The following is a 15,886-nucleotide window of genomic DNA, read 5'->3' on the forward strand; positions in this document are numbered from 1 at the left end:
GCACCAGCCGCTTCACGACACTCCGCCCCGCTGGACAAGGTCCAGCGGGGCGGAATTGGCCAACAGCGTCCCGGTTCCGGGGACGGGCCACCCGCCCGAAAACGGGACCGGTCAGAGGGCCAGGGCGGGTACCCACGTGCCGACGCTCTGGCAGGGGGCGGTGAACACGTCGCCGGTGACCTGGCCCATCAGGCACAGGCCGGTGCCGACGTCCTGGAGCTGGAACGCGCCGTCCTGCACCTCCTGGTAGTTCCACTGCTGGGAGGCGGCACCCGCGGTGCAGGGGCTGGTGTGAACGGTTCCGTCCGCGTCGCTGTCCAGACACTGCCCACTGGCCCGGTTGGTGTACGTCACCGGGCCGCCCTGGGCCAGCAGGGTCCACTTCCACTGCTGGTCCTTCTCCAGCGCGTTGCACAGGCTGGTGGAGACCGAGATGCCGCCGGCGTTCTCCAGGCAGCGGTCGGACATGTACTGCTTCAGCCGCACCGTGCTGCCCGGCAGCGGGACGGTGGCCGAGGCCGGCGTCGTGGCGGTCAGGGCGAACACGGCGGCGGCCGCGGCGGCGGTGAACAGGAACTTACGGCGCATCACTGGGATCCCTCCGGTCAACGCGGCCGCGCATCGGCCGCGCCAGGACATACCCGGCCCAGGGCACCACCCGAGCATCCCACCCCAGACCGTCCCCCTATCGCACGCACCACCCGGCCCCGCACGGCCCAGTGCCGTGCTTTCCGCGACCCAACCGGCGAACGCTGAGCGCTGACCGAGTTGCACGCGCCCCTCGAACACCCTCGGTGTTGCTTTCGAAGGCGGTCTCCCCGCACCTGGGGGAGAGGGTCAGGCGCGGGACACCTCGAACTCGGCCGCCTCCAGCCGGCACCGGCGAGGATTCGGGAGATCTGTGTGACGCGGCTGGATCCGGAGTGGCACGGGATGCCTTCGCTGAAGGCTCTGCGCTGCGGCGTCGCGAAGGCGACGCGGCCCTGACCGTCGGTGCCGATCTCGACGGTGAAGTTGTCCGTGAGGGTGAGGTTCGGTGTTGACGCCGCGGCGACCTCGGCGCGGAACATGTTGACGCCTGCCCCGACGGGGCGATCGGCATGGCCGGGGTGTTGCCGTGGGGGTAGGTGGTGGCCGTGCCCGTGAAGGCGGCGTCCGGGCGGGACGGCCAGGCCGCCGTAGTCGCTCACCTGGTCGCCGCACACGTCCGCCGAAGCGAACGGTCAGGCCGGGCGATTCTCAACGACCCCGACAGGGCTCGCGGTGTCTCCTCGATCAAGGGTTGCAACGGTTGCAACAGGGCCACCCTCGTCTCGCCACACGGCCACTTGAAGACGTTCGACCTGCCGCTCCCCGGGCCGGACGCGGACTTCGACGACGCCGTTCTCCAGATCACGATCTTCCACGGCTGACGCCCGACTCGTCGCCGGCTGTCGCACCGAAGTCCCGGGCCTGGGACGTGATCCGCGTCCACGTTGCGCGGGGGCGGGCGCCCCGACGTCCGACCGGTTCCGTCAGGCCCCGGCAGCACCGAATCCACAGCCCCGGCCGGCCGGGGCTGTGGATTCGCGTCGCCCGATCCGGTGAGCCCGGGAACCGGGACGTCCTGGCCGTGATGGACGCGGGCCACGACGTGACGCGCCCGGCCCATCTGCTGCGCGACCTGCCCGTCGAGCCGGTCGGGCGCCTGCGCTCGGGAACGGGAAGCCCTGGGCGCGATCGCCATCGAGGTCACCCTCGTGCAGCCCGCTCGCCCGCTCGCCCGCTCGCTCGCCCGCCGACAGTCCGCGAGCCGGCAGACCGGAGGGCAGCCCTATCGCAGGCCCAGGACTACTGGCGGGAGGGGGTTGTTCCGACTGTGTGCTATTCCCACCTCTCCCACATGATCCTGGCCAGCGCCCGTTCGGCTCAGCCCGATTCCAGCGAGTCGGCCCGCCGACCGGGCTCGCCTCGTCGCGGACGGTCGAGGACATCGTCGGCAGTACCGACGCACCGCTTCCCCTCGCAGCCAGGGTCCTGCTTCGCGCTCGCCCGTGTGGCGGAGATTGACCAGACGCAATCCTGCCCCCGTTCGGACCGTCCCTGTTCTACCAAGGGCTGGGCCAGGAATGCGGGCTTTCCTCCATGAGAACTCTGCGGCGTGCGGGTCCGCGTCGGCACGGGGCAGGAAACGCCCGACTGGGTGGAAGCTCACTGCCTCCGAGGAACGCGAGACAGACGGGGGTGCCTCCGGTAGTGCCTCTTCGCGTTGACGCCCCGGAGACCAGGCGCTAGGTTCACCAGTCTTTGTGAACAATTTGCTCAATGCCGACCCACTTTTGAGGCGCTCGGCAGACAGACCCGACGGACCGAGATGGCAACACACCCCCTTACCGCGCTGAGAGCCTCGACCGGCCTCTCGCAGACCGCGTACGCGCAACTGATAGCGCGCACGCACGCGGAGCTCGGACACGGACAGATGGCCGCACGCCGGGAGAAGGTGTCCCGCTGGGAATCCGGCCGAATCGCCCCGGAGTTCAGCGCCCAACTCGCCATCGCCCGCATCCACCAGGTGGACAACGACCTCGTGCTCCGCCTGGGCTGGCCGCAGTGGCTCATGGTCGCCACAGGCGACCACCACCTCCTCCAGCAGCCGTGGAGCCCGCGCGGTGCCATGGCCCTCTCACGGTTCGCCGCAGACACGACAGGGAGTCGCAGCTCCGGCCCGATCGCCACCGGTGCCTCCCTCGGCGCCCTGATCCGCGGCGCCGTGGCAGCCCTTGACAGCGGCTCCCTCCCGCCGGAGCGCGATGGCCCCCGCATCGCCCCCGAAACACTCTCCTGGGCCGAGGCCCGCATCCGCGCCCTCGAGGAACTGGAGACCGGCACCCCCGTCTCCCCGGACGCCCTCCACCTGGCCGCGCGCACCGAACACCACTTGATCGGCGACCTCCTGACCCGCGGCGGATACGACCGCGCCACCGGCACGCGGCTGCTCCTGCTCTCCGCCCGCACCGCCACACTGTGCACCTGGACGAGCTACACCCTGGGAGAGGACGCCCGGACCGAGCGCTACAACCTGGCGGCGATCAGCGCCGCCGCCGCCGCGGGGGCCTCCCGCCACGTCGCCGCCTTCCTCACACAGCTCTGCTTCAGGCACCATCGCCGCGGTCACCCCGAAGACGTGCTCTCCCTGCTCCGGGCCGCCCGCACCATCGTCCCCCGCCCCACCCCCCGACTGGCCGTCCTCCTGCACACCCATCGGGCCCTCGCCCTCGCTCGGCTCCGCGAACCCACCACCAGCATGAGATCCCTGGAACACGCCGAACGCGCCTTCGCCGCGAGCCCTCGGACGTGGGACCCGGAAGCCGACCCCACGGGCGCCAGCATCGACGAGGGATACCTCGCCCTCTCGCGCGGCACCACCTGGCTGCACCTGGGGCAGCCGATGCGTGCACTGTCCTGCTTCGACGCTCTGACGGGTGACGGCACGCCCTCGCACCGGCCCCCGACCCCCTATTCGGTCATCGACCTGTGCCTGGTCGTGGAAGCCCAGTTGGCCGCCGACCGACTCGAGGAAGCCGCAGCCACCGCCCGCCACGCCGTCGAGCGCGCCGGCATCCTGCCGCCGGGAGTCGCCGACCGGTTCCGGGACCTCCTCACCCCCCACGCAGACAGACCCTCCGTACAGGAGGTCCTGGACCTCCTTACCGGGCGCCCCGCGCCGCGGCGCGCCACCGGCTGAGGAGCGGCCCCGGCTCGCCCTCGAGCTCGCCCACCGCACCTCACCAGGCATGACAAAGGATTGATGTGACTCTCCTCGCCAGCCCGCACTTGTGCTTCGAGCCGACGGTCACGGCCGGCCCCGACTGCCCCAGGGAGCTGGTGATCCTCGGATCCACAGGCTCCGTCGGGACCCAAGCCATCGACGTCGTACTGCGCAACCCGGACCGCTTCCGGGTAGTCGGGCTCTCGGCCGGGGGCGAGCGGATCGAGCTGCTCGCCGAGCAGGCGATCCGGCTCGGCGTCGCAGTCGTTGCGGTCGCCCGTGCGGATGCGGCCGGACCACTGCACACGGCGCTGGCAGCTGCCTCCCCCACCGGCAGGCAGTTGCCGGAGATCCTGGCCGGTCCGGACGCAGCGACGCAGTTGGCAGGTATGGAGTGCCACTCCGTCCTGAACGGCATCACCGGCTCGATCGGCCTGGCACCGACGCTGGCCGCGCTGCGCGCGGGGCGGGTGCTGGTACTGGCCAACAAGGAATCGCTGATCGTCGGCGGCCCGCTGGTCAAGGCGATCGCAAAGCCGGGGCAGATCGTACCGATCGACTCCGAGCACACCGCGCTGTTCCAGGCCCTGATGGCCGGAACCCGCAAGGAGGTCCGCAAGCTGGTGGTGACCGCCAGCGGAGGGCCGTTCAGGGGGTGGAGCCGGGACAGGCTTGCGGGCGTCACTCCCGAGCAAGCGCTGACTCACCCCAACTGGGCGATGGGGCCGGTGATCACCATCAACTCAGCCACCCTTGTCAACAAGGGCTTGGAGGTGATCGAAGCACACCTGCTCTACGACATCCCCTTCGAGCAGATCGAGGTCGTCGTCCACCCGCAGTCGATCGTCCACTCGATGGTGGAATTCGTCGACGGCTCCACCATCGCCCAGGCCAGTCCGCCGGACATGCGGATGCCGATCTCCTTGGGCATCAGCTGGCCCGACCGCGTGCCGGACGCGGCGCCGGGCTGTGACTGGACCAAGGCCACGAGCTGGGAGTTCCTCCCTCTCGACACCGAAGCCTTCCCCTCCGTCGGCCTGGCCCGCGAGGCCGGCGAGCTCGGCGGGACCGCGCCGGCCGTATTCAACGCGGCCAACGAGGAGTGTGTCGAGGCGTTCATGCAGGGCAGGCTCGCGTTCACGGAGATCGTGGACACGGTGGCCAAGGTCTGCTCCGAACACAGGACACCGACAAACGGAGCCTCGCTGACCGTCGAGGACGTCCTGTCAGCAGAGAGCTGGGCCCGCGAACGGGCCAGGACCATCTCCACGGCTTGAACGCGGCCTGCCGCGCTCGCCCCCCAGCCTGGCGGACTGCCGGGCCCCGCCTGCGCCGCAGCTCTGCTTCGGCGCGATCGCTCTGCTGGGCGGCGGCAAGGGGGCTGTACAGCAAGATGACGGCCGATTCGCCGAGCCAGGACCTGCTGAGGCTGTCGGCGACGGCTCTCGGCAACCCCGGTGATCACCGTCGACCAAGGGCGCGGGCGTGGTGAAGGCATAGGGCGGGAAGCCGGGGCTGGTCAGCGGGTACTCCTGCTCAGCGTGGGGGGCGGGAGCCCGGTGTCCGGCGCGCGTCTCGCCGGTGGGCTTCCGCGGGTCAGGCCGTGCTGACCGACGGTGTCCGGTGCCGGTCGTGTGCCTCAACGCCGCGACGGTCCACGGGCCCGGACCAGTTGTAGCAGCATGCGGGTGGGCGCCACCGGCAACCTGGCAACCCGGTTCCGCCGGCGCCGCCCACCCGGCCGTTCGACCAAGGGGGGAACCGTCCGTGCGCAGCCGTCTCGTCCCCGAGCGGTCAACGTGCAGACGTTGGCGCAGTCAACTCTGACTGGGATGGGACTCCAGGGGAAGCCGGTCGCCCTGGCTGCATCACCCTGACCTACTGGCGGAAGCACTTTCGTGGGCCCCCTCTTTCGGGAGGGGCCCACCTGTGTCCAATCACAGAAGGCCCCGTGGGGGTTGTGCAGCACCCCCCCCCGCAAAAATAGATGTATGTGTCTGCGGAGCCTGCTTGAGGCCGATTTCACTCAAAGAGCGGCCGGCGTCACGCGCTGGACAGATCTGCTGGACGCGGGACCGCAAAGGGCGAACCCCCCACTCCGAGCTCGCCTCACCAAGGCTCAGCCGAGGAGTGCGTAGCCGTGGGGCCCACCGATGATCTGGCCTTCGCAGTTCGGGTCATTGGACTCGAACAGCTCCCGGACGCCGTTGACCAGGCAGCGGTAGACCGGCACGCTCGCCACGCCTGCGGGCGGGGCGTCGTAGATCCAGCCGAGCCGGGTCACGTACTGCTGACCCTCGCAGTTGACATCGCGTGAGAGGAAGTTGTCCCCACGGACGACGCACAGGTACAGGGGGCCGGTACCCGGAGCCGGGGCGGTGTGGAGGAGTCCCAGGCTGCCTTCGCGGTTGTAGCCGTCGGGGACGTGCCAGACGCTGCTGACATGGTCCTTGTAAGGCTTGAAGTAGCGGTAGAGGTTCAGACGGGGTGCGGCCACGGCCGGTTCCCCGACGCAGGTGTACTCCCTGACCGAGAACCAGTAGTTCCCGACCTGGGCGTGGTCCACGCCGTTGGTGAGTCGGCACTGGGAAGCGTTGAAGCCGGTCGCGGCGGCCTTGGACAGCGCCTCCTCGGTCGCCGCCCGCTGGGCGATGTTGAGAGGCCCGCTGCCGCTGCCCGTGTACCGCAGCTGGACGGGCCCGACGGTATCGGCAGCCGCAGAAGGCGCGCCGATGGCGCTGGGCGCGGCCTGCGCCTGGGCGGGCCAGGCCACGACAGTGGCGCAGGTGGCGGTCAGGGCCAGGAACAAGGCGCGCAATCGGCTGTGGCGTCGCATCGGTGGCATCCTCCTGGTTCGGCCGCCCGCCCATGTGCTCCCCCGGTCGGCGGATCAGAGGCACGACGGCAGCTTCGAACCGCCGGATCGGCGGCCAACGCCTGAATTAAACAGGACGAGCACATACGACTGCCAGAGGGCGTCTGACAGTCCTTGCAAAAGAAAAACGGGCGGTATAAATCCGATTGTGGGACTTGCCGACGTCCGCCGGCGTCGACAGGATCAATATCCTGCCGGCCATCAGGAATTCCGGTACACCGAGCGGACCGAGACGCACCGACACGTCCACAACTCTGTGGCGCAGCTCCTCGATGGCTGCCGCTGGGTGGTCGGCGAGTCGGCCGTCGAAGCGGAGCAGCATTGCTGCGAGTGCCCCGGGTTGTCGTCGTAGTGGGAGTTCTGGCGGCGATAGCCGTCTTGCTGCCGGTGTCGGTGGCTTGGGCGAAGTGCGAGAGCGAGTACCTGCCCGAGGGTGGCAGACGCACGACCGGCGTGGCCGGCGGAGCGTTCGTCCTGTCGGGTGAGGTAGCCCGCACACCGCGATCCGGAGCAGCACTTCCGTTTACGCTGAGAAGCCGCACCGTCCTGGCCGATCGACGGTAAGACGGCGACACCGCAAAGCATATGACTGGTCATCAATTCACGCCCGCCGAGGAACCCTCATGCCCCAGCGCCCCAGATCGCACACCCGGCCCGGGTGCGCCGGGGTCCGAACCACGACCTCGTGAACGTATCGACGGCGGATCAGGTTCTTGGCGGACCCAACGGACTTGGCGCCTCCGGGTTGCGATCACGTCGCAGGCCACGAATCCGGACACGGTCACGCCGCAGACTCCGAACATGGGCGCTGAGGAGCTCGATTCCGCACTGTCCACGACCCCCGACCTTCGGTCGTCCACCGCCCGTCTCCGGCCTCCTGCGACCACGTCGACCGAGCAACACCCGCCGGCCGCGGCGGTACTGAGTGACAGGCCCGGGGCCGGCGACCCGGTCCCGGGGCCGTACCACCACTCGATCGCCGAGCCGGACACCGGTCCGGGGGAGGCGCTCAACCTGAGGAATCAAGGCCTGGACGATGGACGGGATCGAGCTCTGCCCGCCAGGCGACTACTGGCACCGGGCTACATCCACCGCTGCACCCGTGCCCGACTTCTGGTGACGCACCGATGTGCGATCCCCACTTCGCGACAACCAACGCTGAAGGCAATGGAGTTGACCCACATGTCCCTGACCGACGACCTCATCACCCCCAGCAGCGCCATCCCCGGCCCGGCGACCGCCTACCAGAGCGACATCGCCCGCTACTGGGACCACGAGGCGCGCCCGGTCAACCTTCGCCTGGGCGATGTCGACGGCCTCTACCACCACCACTACGGCATCGGCGAGATCGACCTGGCCGCGATCGGCGGCCCGGCCGACAGCGAGCGGGAGAGGAAGGTGATCGCCGAGCTGCACCGTCTGGAGCCCGCCCAGGCCGACGTGCTGCTCGACCACCTCGGGGACATTCCCTCCACGGGCACCCTGGTCGACGCGGGCTGCGGCCGCGGCGGCTCGATGGTGATGGCCCACCGGCGCTTCGGCTGCCGGGTCGAGGGCATGACCCTCTCCACCCAGCAGGCCGACTTCGGCAACAAGCGCGCCGCCGAGCTGGGCATCGCCGACTTCGTGCGCTCCCGGGTCGCCAACATGCTGAACGTGCCGGTCGGGACCGGCACGGTCGCGGGCTCCTGGAACAACGAGTCCAGCATGTACGTCGACCTGCACGACCTGTTCGCCGAGCACTCCCGGGTGCTCAGCGTCGGCGGCCGCTACGTCACCGTCACCGGCTGCTGGAACCCCCGCTACGGCCGGCCGTCGAAGTGGGTCTCCCGGATCAACGCCCACTTCGAGTGCAACATCCACTCCCGCCGCGAGTACCTGCGGGCGATGGCCGACAACCGCCTGGTGCCGAACGCCGTCATCGACCTCACCCCGGACACCCTGCCCTACTGGGAACTGCGCAACACCACCTCGCTGGTGACCGGCATCGAGGAGGCGTTCATCAAGTCCCACAAGGACGGCTCCTTCCAGTACGTGCTCATCGCGGCCGACCGCATCTGACCAGAGGATTCCGTTCCGGCAGTGACCTCGGACGGTGGTCTCCGCAGCTGCGGAGACCACCGCCCCCGGCTCAATGTCCCCGCCCCAGGCGCGGGAGGACGACGACGCGGGTGTCACGTTGATCCCGGTTGTGCTCACGGCCCTTGACGCCGGGGAACAGGCGTGCGCCGGAGCGGACCCGGGGCCTGGGTCCTCCAGCTCGGGGCCGCGGCCCGGACCTGCTGGATCCAGCCGGCCACGTCGTCGGTGCGGCTGGTGGCGGCGCCGGTGCGGGTCTCGGTCTCGCCGAGGCAGCCGCCACGCCAGGAGCGGGAAGCGACCGCGACCAGCTCCGTCCTTCCGCTCACCTCGAGCACCACGGCGCGGGGGCCCACCACGGCCGGCCGGATCGCGGGTGGGTCAGGACGAGTGGCCGTCGGTTCCGCCGGGGGCCTCGTACTGTCCTGCGGGTACGGTCGTGACGGTGCCGTCGTTGCCCTTGCCGCCCGTGCCGCCGGGGTGTCCGTCGCGGCCGTTGCCGCCGTGCACGTACCCGGTTCCGGCCACGAGGATGTCGATCCGGCGGTTGTTGCCGTCGCCGCCGTTGCCGCCACCGCCGCGGTACGACGTGCCGATCTTGCCGCCGAGGCCTCCGTTTCCGCCCAGAGCACGCACGGCCTCGGTGGCGGCGACGCCCTGTTCGACGGTGATGTGGCCGTCGTTGCCGATCCCGCCGTTACCGCCCTCACCCGTCGACGTCCCGTCGGCTCCATCGCCGCCGACGGCCCGGACGGTGCTGCCGGTGCCGCTGCCGATGACGCGGTCGTTGTTGCCGTCGCCCCCGTCACCGCCGTCGCAGTCGTTGCTGCCCTGGGGGTTGCCGCCCCTGCCTCCGGCGCCACCGAGCGTGGTGATCGTGCCGTGTGCGCTGATGCGCCCGCCGTTGCCGATGCCCCCGTTCCCGCCGTCGCCACAGCGGCGGAAGAAGGAGTCCGCGGCGTCCGCGCCCTGCGTCCCGTCACCGCCCACGACGGTCACCTCGTCGTTGCCGCCCCCGCCGTAGATCTCCCCGGTGTTCCCGGCCTTCCCGTCGGCGCCTGCCCTGCCGAACAGGCCGTCCCAGCCTCCCCGCACGTAGATGAAGTCGTCTCCGGTCCCGCCGTTGACCTCTCCCTGGTTGCCGATCTCGAACCGGGAGTCGACCACGTTGACGCGGATGGTGTCGTTCCCCCCACGCCCGTGGACGGTGACGCCGTACGGGATCGCGGGGCAGTCGATCTCGTCGTCGCCCTCGGTTCCGTTGATCGTCGCCCCGGTCACGGCGGACCCGTTGATCCTGCAGGTGACGGTGGCGGCGTGGGCGGGAGTCGCCACGACGACGCTCGTCGCCGCGACCACCGACAGCAGTGAGATCGCCGTCCCGAGCCGAAAACGGCCCGCGAGCACTTGCTTGCGCGGCATGAAGAACCCTCTCGATGGACGCGCCGGAACTCGCCGAACCGTGCCGGTCCAGTGCCGGCCCGGATCCGTGCGGTGATGCCGGGGCCGGACGACCCCGTTGCCCGAAGTGTCGGACACCACGGACCCCCACCGGGTCGACACCCGCCCGCCCGCCCGCGGAATCACACGGAAAGGCCACGCGGTTCACTATGCAGTCTCGTCCATGCGCGGGTTCAACGGCTGCGACGACAACGTCCACGCACTCCAGGTCCACCACGCCTGACCGCCCCGACCCCGCACGCCCGCCCTCGCCGGGCGCTGGGACCATGTCCGCGAGGACCGAACCCGAGCCACCACCCGGCGGGGCGGGCGATCCCGGCGGCGCGCACCGACCGCCGGCAGTCACCGTCGACGGTAACGGGCCGGAGACATCCGTGGTGGACCGGCAGGGGACGTCAGCTCGTGTAGCGGGGGCTGTCCGCGTGCCAGGCGTGGTTCCCGCCGAGCCAGGCCCACACGCCGCCCAGGTACCGGCCGAGCGCGGGGCTTCCGGTGGCGCTGAGAGCGGCCGCCTCGGCCTCGAAGGTGAGGGTCAGCTCGTCGTGGACGGCGACGGCGCGCTCCAGGGCCTCGGCCGGACCGCACCGCTCCTCCACGGCGATCAGGGCGGGAAGGTTGAGGTCGAGTCCGGAGGCCTGCTGCTCCTTGCCCATCGAGTACAGGTCGTTGACCAGCGTCGCGGCGGTGGCGGCGATGACCGTCGCCCGCCGCACCCTGGGCTCGCTGTACTCGGCGATGGGGAGTTCGTAGCCGCCCACCGCGTCGGTCAGGGTGATGCACGGTAGGAAGCTGTTCACCTGGCGGCCGGCCAGGTACTCCCAGACCGGCGGCCGCCGGTGCTGCGCCAGCCAGGAGGCTTCGGCGTTGTAGCCGGAGAACAGCAGGACGAGTTCCTGGCGCAGCCGAGCGACCTGCTGCCCGCTGGCGTACCGGGAGATGTGGCCGACGGCGGAGCGGAGTGCGGTGAGCACCGGGTCGTCGTCGATCGCCGCGTTCAGGCCGGGTGCGTACCGGGTGGGGAGGTGGGCCGGTGCGACGGTGGCGTCGGCGACCATGAGCCGGGCCGGCAGCCGTTCGGGGGTCGCCCCGGACTCGGCGACACCGTCGGCGCAGTAGTAGTCGTCGGTCGCCCACTCCGCCAGCGCGCACTTCGCGGCGGCGAGGAGCCGGTCGGGGTCGTCGGTGTCGGGGTGGGTGAGCATGAGCAGCCGCCCGAAGCCGGCGGCGCACAGTTCGTCCAGTCTTCCCCGGTAGATCCCGGTTTCCTCGGCCCACGCGACCAGGCGGTCATTGACCTCCTCGCCGAGGGCGGGATCGTCGCGCAGCGCGGGCGGACAGTGCAGTTTCAGAGCGGGCCGGCTGCCGCGTTCGTCCCGGGTGCCCACGCCTCCCGTCCGGTGGTCGGCACCGCGCCGGGCCGCGCCGGGCGGGGTGAACGCGGAAAGTCCGATTCCGGACGGGCCGACGGGATTGCGGCTGATCTTCAGCGGCGTCGCCGGGGGGAAATCCGCCGGCGTGCCTGACACGGACTGCCCTGCGGCGGCGACGAAACCGATCGCGGCGTCCCGGGCCACAGCGGTATCGGCCAGTTCTCGCACCGGATTCCGTGCAACGCAACGGGTCATGAGAGAAGGCATGGTCATATCCCGATCTTCAGAACAACGAAACTGTCGGCACCCTGGTCGAGGCACTCTGCAAGGACGATGCGATGAATAGCCTTGCGGGAAAGCGATGGAAAAGGCGGCACAGGTGCAACCCGCGCAGGCATCGGACGGGCACAGTAGTACCACGTCGCCGACATGACGAGCGATAACGGTCCGGCGAGGCCCGGGGTTCGGAACGAATCCTTTTTCCTGGAATTCAAGCCGTCCGAGTCGACGGTACGGCAGCCCCGCACGGGACCTCGGTTCACCCGAACGCAGGAGGAGGAACAACAGAATCAGCGTCGTGGGACTGCTCGCCGCCCTGGCCACCGCCTCCGAGAGAGGAGTTGTAGGGCCTTCCCCCCCCGAGGCTGTCGTTACGCCGTCACCGCCGTCACCGCCGTTAGCGCCGGCGCGACGTCGTTCCTCGTCGCGCCTGGATCGTGGCCGGCGTCGGGGCGTCGGGGCGTCGTCAAGGAGCGTGGGGCGTCGGCAAGAACAATGGACATATGGGTGAGGAGTGTGCGGGACGGGCAGCGCGGTCGCGGACGGGGCGGTCGAGGACGGGGCGCCGGGAGCGGCCCGTGCCCCGGCGCGTCGCCGCGGTCGTCGTCGTGGTGATCGCCGGTCTGGGCGCGCTGTTCTCGTGCGCCGTATCGGGCGGGCGGTCCACGGCGCACGCTGCGCCGACGGAGGCGGCGTCCGTGCCCAGCTGTGAGATCGGCGCGTATATGGCGGATCTGTATGATCTGGATCCCGCGAAGCGCGTCTTCTCCGCGCGGCTGTACCTGTGGTCCGTCTGTCCGGATCCGAAGCTGGACCCGCTGCCCGCGGCCGCGTTCACGAACGCGAGCAGTCCGGAGAAGGGCGATCCCGCGCTGACCTCGGAAGCGGGGAGGTTCCGGGACCTGATGCTGCTCCAGGGCACCTTCCGGCAGCCCTGGGACGTGCGGGCGTTTCCCTTCGACCGGCAGCGGATCGAGGTCGTGGTCACGGCGGCGGTGGAGAGCCGGCAGTTCGAGATGCTGCCGGACACGGCCAACTCCGCCTACAACAAGGAGATCCGCCCGGCCGGCTGGCGCATCACCGGCTTCCGGGTGACACCCGCGCAGCAGGACTTCCCCACCAACTTCGGTGACGCCACGCTGTCGCAGGGTGCCACCAGCACCTACAGCCGGATCCGGGTGGAGATCGATCTGGCGAGGGACGATCCCACGGTGTTCTGGAAGCTCACCGGGCCCCTGTTCCTCATGGTGCTCGTGGTCACCGCGACCTTCATGCTGCCCGCCCACGCGGAGGGGCTGGGAATGGCGGAGCGGCTGGACTCGCTGCAGAGCCGCATGGGCATCCTCGGTGGCGGGCTGTTCGTGGTGATGCTGAACATGCAGCAGGTCAACACCGTGGTGACCAGCACGGTCGGCCTGACCCTGATCGACTGGCTCCATCTGCTCACGCTCGCTTTCGTCCTGCTCGCGGTCGTCGCCACGGTGCTCTCCTGGCGCTGGACCGTGCACGGCGGCAGCCCCGCGCAGGCGGAGCGGTGGCACCGCATCGTCGCGGTGGCCGGGCTGGCGGGATACACGGTGATCACCCTGGTGACGGTCTGGAACTTCGCCGCACGGGCGGGATAGTGCGGTGACCGCAGATTTTCGCCGGCTCGGCGCCGGCGGGCACGGACTCACCGCCACGCACGGACGGCGGAGGGTGATGCGACGGTCTGTGCTCCCCGAGTGAATCCCCGGGCTGTGCCGTGAGCGTCGGCCTTGAGCCTGGGAACGGATCGAGGGAAGCCTGCGGGGCTCCCCTCGACACGGCCACCTCCAACCGCCTACGGGAGTCGTCATGCGCACGCGCCTCAGTTCCCGCGCCGCCCTCGCGGTCACCGCCGGTGTCCTCGGCCTGTCCTTCGTCAACGCCACGTCCGCCTCGGCGGTCGTCGGCGTCGTGATCATGGAGAACAAGAACGGCGAAATCGAGAATGTTCGGAACCTGGCACCCCGGCAGTGCTACCGCGGCCTCGGTGCCCACACCCTGATCATCAACCGGACCGACAGGACCATCGATCTGTTCCCCGACGGCAACTGTCGGACGGACACCTTCAATCCCCTGCCGCCGCACATGTCCAAGCCGGACGAGAACGTCGGCAGCTTCAGGACCCAGTACTGACTCCTGTGCCACCCTGCCGGGTGAAGGGCCGGCCGAGTCCGGTCGGGCGAGGTGGGGTGGCCGTCCGGACGACACGGTCTTCGCCGTCAGGATCGAGCAGGCGGGGACGGCCTCCCGCCCCCTGAGGGTCCGGCGCGGCCCTGCCGCCTGTGAATCGGCCGTGGGCGGTGGAGTCGGCGGCCCGGGGCGGCAGGGTGCGCGCGGAGCCCGGCGTCGGGCTCGGAATCAGTAGGAGCGGCCGTCGGTCCCGCCGGGGGCCTGGTAGTTGCCGGCGGGTACGGTGGTGACGGTCCCGTCGTTGCCCTTCCCGCCCGTGCCGCCGGGGTGGCCGTCGCCGCCGTTGCCGCCCCGCACGTAGGCGGTGCCGGCGGTGTGGATGTCGATCGTGCGGTTGTTGCCGTCGGCGCCCTCGCCGCCGCCCCCGCCGTAGGTGTTGCCGGTCCGTCCGCCGGTTCCGCCGTTTCCGCCGAGGGCCCGGACGGCCTCGGTGCCGGCGACGCCCTTGTCGATGGTGATGTGGCCGTCGTTGCCGTGGCCGCCGTTGCCGCCCTCGCCGGTGGACTGCCCGTCGCCGCCGTCGCCCCCGACCGTCCGGACGGTGCTGCCGGTGCCGCTGCCGATGATGCGGTCGTTGTTGCCGTCGCCGCCGTGGCCTCCGTCGCAGTCCTGGAATCCCGAGGCGTCGCCGCCCTTGCCGCCGTTGCCGCCGGTCACGGCAATGGTGCCGTGGGCACTGATGTGCCCGTCGTTGCCGATGCCCCCCCGTCCGCCGTCACCGCAGTTGCCCCAGGTGCTGTGGCGGGAGTCCTGGCCCTTCGCGCCGTTGCCGCCGATGACGGTCACGGTCTCGTTGCCGCCCCCGCCGTAGATCTCCCCGGTGTTCCCGGCCAGGCCCGGGGCACCGTCGGCGGCCCCCGAACCCCCCACCACGATGATCACGTCGTCGCCGCGTCCGGCGTTGATGGTGCCCCGGTTGCCGACCTCGTACTGGGCCCCGCCCACGTTGACCTTGATGGTGTTGTTGCCACCGCCGCCGTTGACGGTGACCCCACGGGGGATCGCGGGGCAGATGATCTCGCTGTCGCCCTCGGTGCCGTTGATCGTCGAGCCGCTGACGGGGACTCCGTTGACCGTGCAGGTGATGGTCGCCGCGTGAGCCGGCGTCGCGCCGACGAGGCCCGTCGCGGCCACGGCCGACAGCAGCGGGAGGATCGCGGTGAGGCGGAGACGGCTGGGGAACACTGCTCTGCGCGACATGGGAAACCCTTTCCGGGGAGACTGCGGAGCCTCCGGACGGAAGCAGGGCTTCCCGCACCGGCCGGGCTCCGTGTGGACGGTGCCGGGGAGCGGACGCGGTCCCGGCGCCCGCAGTATCGGACACGACCGGTCCCTTCCGGGGCGACAGGCCCCCACCTGCACCTCGTATCACCCGAAAGACCCTGCCAATTCCCACTGCGACCCGCCGCGGCGGTGGTGCATCGTGCGCAGGACGCCGTGGTGGTGTCCGACAGTTCGCTGCGCAGGTCGGCGGCACGAGCGGTGACGCCTGCCGCAACGCTGGAGCTCCGGACGGGGAAGGGCAAGGCCCACTCGGATGCCGCGCTGCCCGTTATCCTTCGATTCTCCTGCATTGTGTCCCGATCACGACGCCGAGTTCGGAGGTCGCGCTGGAGCAGCTGAACCGAGCGCCGGTGCGTCGGTCTTTGAGGTTGACGGGCATCAGGGAGGCCGGGACGCCGGGCTCGCAGTTCCCTCGCCCCGTGATCTCAGCAATTGAGCCGTCGGGGAGTGGCCCCAGCAACTCGAGCCGGTCACAGCTGATGGTGGTGTCTGCCTGAGCGGGGGTGGCGGCAATGAGAGCGCTCGCGCCGCACAGTGCGAGGGTGGCGGCCGTCGCCGCAGCTTTGCGGATGG

The 15,886-nt window shown here is 70.6% G+C and carries 12 protein-coding genes; 6 read left to right on the plus strand and 6 right to left on the minus strand.

Features of this window, described 5'->3' with window-relative positions; all coding sequences use genetic code 11:
• Positions 1 to 111: 111 nt before the first annotated feature.
• Positions 112 to 588 carry an RICIN domain-containing protein gene (locus BLU95_RS39910; protein WP_159425236.1) on the minus strand — a complete coding sequence of 159 codons (477 nt, stop codon included), beginning with the start codon at positions 586 to 588 and terminating at the stop codon, positions 112 to 114.
• Between the two features lie 548 nt (positions 589 to 1,136).
• On the opposite strand from BLU95_RS39910, the gene BLU95_RS39915 reads away from it, so the two are divergent.
• From BLU95_RS39915 to dxr, 3 genes are all read left to right on the plus strand, one after another.
• A complete protein-coding gene (locus tag BLU95_RS39915; protein ID WP_093864342.1) occupies positions 1,137 to 1,412 on the plus strand; it encodes a hypothetical protein in 276 nt (91 codons plus the stop codon).
• A 941-nt stretch (positions 1,413 to 2,353) separates the two neighbouring features.
• A complete protein-coding gene (locus BLU95_RS39920) occupies positions 2,354 to 3,724 on the plus strand; it encodes an NsdA family TPR-like regulatory protein (RefSeq protein ID WP_159425237.1) in 1,371 nt (456 codons plus the stop codon).
• A 65-nt stretch (positions 3,725 to 3,789) separates the two neighbouring features.
• Entirely contained in the window at positions 3,790 to 5,025 is a 1,236-nt protein-coding gene (gene dxr, locus BLU95_RS39925; RefSeq protein WP_173862208.1) for a 1-deoxy-D-xylulose-5-phosphate reductoisomerase, read from the plus strand.
• Between the two features lie 842 nt (positions 5,026 to 5,867).
• Here dxr and BLU95_RS39930 read toward each other — a convergent pair.
• Positions 5,868 to 6,584 (minus strand): hypothetical protein, encoded by a 717-nt coding sequence (locus BLU95_RS39930; protein ID WP_231978133.1) that lies wholly within the window; start codon positions 6,582 to 6,584, stop codon positions 5,868 to 5,870.
• A 1,206-nt stretch (positions 6,585 to 7,790) separates the two neighbouring features.
• Here BLU95_RS39930 and BLU95_RS39935 point away from each other — a divergent pair.
• Positions 7,791 to 8,684, plus strand: a complete 894-nt coding sequence (locus tag BLU95_RS39935; RefSeq protein WP_231978134.1) for a geranyl diphosphate 2-C-methyltransferase — start codon at positions 7,791 to 7,793, stop codon at positions 8,682 to 8,684.
• A 134-nt stretch (positions 8,685 to 8,818) separates the two neighbouring features.
• Here BLU95_RS39935 and BLU95_RS39940 read toward each other — a convergent pair whose 3' ends face one another.
• The 3 genes from BLU95_RS39940 to BLU95_RS39950 all read right to left on the minus strand — a co-directional run bounded on the left by BLU95_RS39940 (position 8,819) and on the right by BLU95_RS39950 (position 11,548).
• Positions 8,819 to 9,031, minus strand: a complete 213-nt coding sequence (locus BLU95_RS39940; protein WP_159425238.1) for a hypothetical protein — start codon at positions 9,029 to 9,031, stop codon at positions 8,819 to 8,821.
• 52 nt (positions 9,032 to 9,083) lie between these two features.
• Positions 9,084 to 10,124, minus strand: coding sequence for a hypothetical protein (locus tag BLU95_RS39945; protein ID WP_093864346.1), 1,041 nt, complete (start codon positions 10,122 to 10,124; stop codon positions 9,084 to 9,086).
• 434 nt (positions 10,125 to 10,558) lie between these two features.
• Positions 10,559 to 11,548: a family 2 encapsulin nanocompartment cargo protein terpene cyclase gene (locus BLU95_RS39950; protein ID WP_231978135.1), complete on the minus strand. Its 990-nt coding sequence runs from the start codon at positions 11,546 to 11,548 to the stop codon at positions 10,559 to 10,561.
• 989 nt (positions 11,549 to 12,537) lie between these two features.
• On the opposite strand from BLU95_RS39950, the gene BLU95_RS39955 reads away from it, so the two are divergent.
• Entirely contained in the window at positions 12,538 to 13,437 is a 900-nt protein-coding gene (locus BLU95_RS39955) for a ligand-gated ion channel (protein ID WP_159425239.1), read from the plus strand.
• 211 nt (positions 13,438 to 13,648) lie between these two features.
• Positions 13,649 to 13,972, plus strand: coding sequence for a hypothetical protein (locus BLU95_RS39960; protein ID WP_093864348.1), 324 nt, complete (start codon positions 13,649 to 13,651; stop codon positions 13,970 to 13,972).
• A 225-nt stretch (positions 13,973 to 14,197) separates the two neighbouring features.
• Here the strand turns inward: BLU95_RS39960 and BLU95_RS39965 are convergent, their stop codons facing one another.
• Positions 14,198 to 15,229, minus strand: a complete 1,032-nt coding sequence (locus BLU95_RS39965) for a hypothetical protein (protein WP_159425240.1) — start codon at positions 15,227 to 15,229, stop codon at positions 14,198 to 14,200.
• Between the last annotated feature and the right edge of the window lie 657 nt (positions 15,230 to 15,886).

The sequence above is a fragment of the Streptomyces sp. TLI_053 genome (assembly GCF_900105395.1).
Lineage (GTDB): Bacteria > Actinomycetota > Actinomycetes > Streptomycetales > Streptomycetaceae > Kitasatospora.